Annotated in this window: 2 protein-coding genes and 1 pseudogene; 2 read left to right on the forward strand and 1 reads right to left on the reverse strand. The window is 76.7% G+C overall.

Annotated elements, in window-relative coordinates; translation table 11 throughout:
- Window positions 1-305 precede the first annotated feature (305 nt).
- Window positions 306-935, reverse strand: a complete 630-nt coding sequence (locus tag GT045_RS13385) for a TetR family transcriptional regulator (RefSeq protein WP_161334299.1) — start codon at window positions 933-935, stop codon at window positions 306-308.
- 97 nt (window positions 936-1,032) lie between these two features.
- On the opposite strand from GT045_RS13385, the gene GT045_RS13390 reads away from it, so the two are divergent.
- Complete coding sequence (locus tag GT045_RS13390) at window positions 1,033-1,464, forward strand: nuclear transport factor 2 family protein (RefSeq protein ID WP_161295841.1); 432 nt, start codon at window positions 1,033-1,035, stop codon at window positions 1,462-1,464.
- Window positions 1,461-1,793, forward strand: a pseudogene (locus GT045_RS39680) (hypothetical protein); the annotation flags it as partial. The gene GT045_RS13390 and the pseudogene GT045_RS39680, both read left to right, overlap by 4 nt.

The raw sequence follows: 1,793 nt of genomic DNA on the forward strand, positions 1-1,793 counted from the left end.
GGCGGGGCCGGCGGGGCCGAACCGGTCACCGGGGCGGACGGCACGCACCCGGCCGCCGCCGCACGTCCGTCCTGGCGCGGGCGGGCGGCCGGTGTGCGCGCCGAGATGACCGGCGGCGCCGCCGGGCTCCCCGCAAGAAGAGCCGCTCCGGCGGGAATGCCGCCCGGCTCCCCGCAAGAAGGGCCGCTCCGGCGGGGATGCCGCCCGGCTCCCCGCAAGAAGGGCCGCTCCGCACTCCGGCCCGGAGGTCGGCCGGGGCCTGGCCCCGCCCACCGCCGTGGCCGACGCGTGGGGGGCGTGGGGCGTCAGCGGGGGCCGGCGGCGCGAACACCGTCCGGTTCGAGTGAGGGGCCGTCGGCCCCCAGCACCCGGGCGGCGAACTCGGCCAGCGCGGCGCGCAGTTCGTCACGCGGCACGCCGGCCGGTCCGGCCAGGTGCTCCACGAGGTCGGCCCGGACGGCGGCGAGCAGTGCGTGGGCGGTGAAGCCGCTGTCGGCGGTGAGTCCGGGAACCTGCTCCAGGACCCCTCGCAGGAGGCCGTGCCACCGCTCGTAATGGCCGGCGCCGTAGAGACCGCCGCCCCCTCCCCCCTCCAGGGCCAGGGCGAGGCGGCGGTTGTCGAGCTTGAAGCGGAGGAGGGCGTCGAGCACGGCGAGCACCCGGCGCGCCGGGGGTGTCGCGGGGCCCAGCGGGGGCGGGCCCGCCTCGACGGCCTCCCGGACCGGTTCCAGCCGGGCCTCGTACAGGGCGCGCAGCAGCCCGGTGCGGTCGCCGAAGGCGCGGAAGAGGGTCCCCTTGCCGACCCCGGCCGCCGCCGCGACGTCGGCCATCGTGACGTCCTCGGGTGACTCGCGGCGCGCGAAGAGGCCGTCGGCCGCCGCGAGGACGGCCTCCCGGTTGCGGACGGCGTCCTTACGGGGCTTGCGCTCGGGCACGGGTCTCTCCTCCGGTTGCAAAACGGACCACGGGTCCGTATCGTCGGGCCCACTGAAGTGGACCCAGGGTCCGTTTCTTCTCGGAGGGAGCATACCCATGCCCGTGCCCACCGCTCCTGCGGACCTCTTCCGCCACGGCCTGCGACTGCTGCTGGACAAGGACGTCGCCGCCTGGGCCGGACTGTGGTCCGACGACGGCGTCATGGAGTTCCCCTTCGCGCCTCCGGGATGGCCCGCGCGCCTGGAGGGGAGGGAGGCCGTCGCCGCCTACATGCGCGCCTACCCCGACCACATCGACCTGCGGGACTTCCCCGCACTGCGGATCCACGAGACGACCGAGCCGGAGACCATCGTGGTGGAGATGCGCGCCACCGGCCGGCTGGTGAGGACCGACGGACCCTTCGACATGACCTACATAGCCGTCGTGAGCGTGCGGGACGGGCGGATCACCGCCTACCGCGACTACTGGAACCCCCTCGCCGCCCTCGAACCGGGCGCGGACTTCACGGGCAGCGGGAGCGGGCGATGAACACCGCCGGCACCACGCCTACCACCGGGGCCGCACCGGACACCGACGTCATGCCGACCACCGGCGCCGCACCGACCACCGACGTCACGCCGACCACCCGCGCCGCACCGACCACCGACGTCACGCCGACCACCCGCGCCGCACCGACCACCGACGTCACGCCGACCACCGGCGCGGCACCGGACACCCGCGGCGCACCGGCCCCCCGCGTCACACGGGCCATCGGCACCACCCTCGTCACCGGCGCCACCGGCACCACCGGCAGCCGCACGGCCGCGCGGCTGGTGGCGGCCGGCCACCGCGTGCGGGCGGCGAGCCGGCACGCGACG

The organism is Streptomyces sp. SID486, from assembly GCF_009865385.1.
Classification (GTDB): domain Bacteria; phylum Actinomycetota; class Actinomycetes; order Streptomycetales; family Streptomycetaceae; genus Streptomyces.

Coding starts and splice junctions, on each gene's coding strand:
- GT045_RS13390 (WP_161295841.1), top strand. CDS start 1,033: ATGCCCGTGCCCACCGCTCCTGCGGACCTCTTCCGCCACGGCCTGCGA.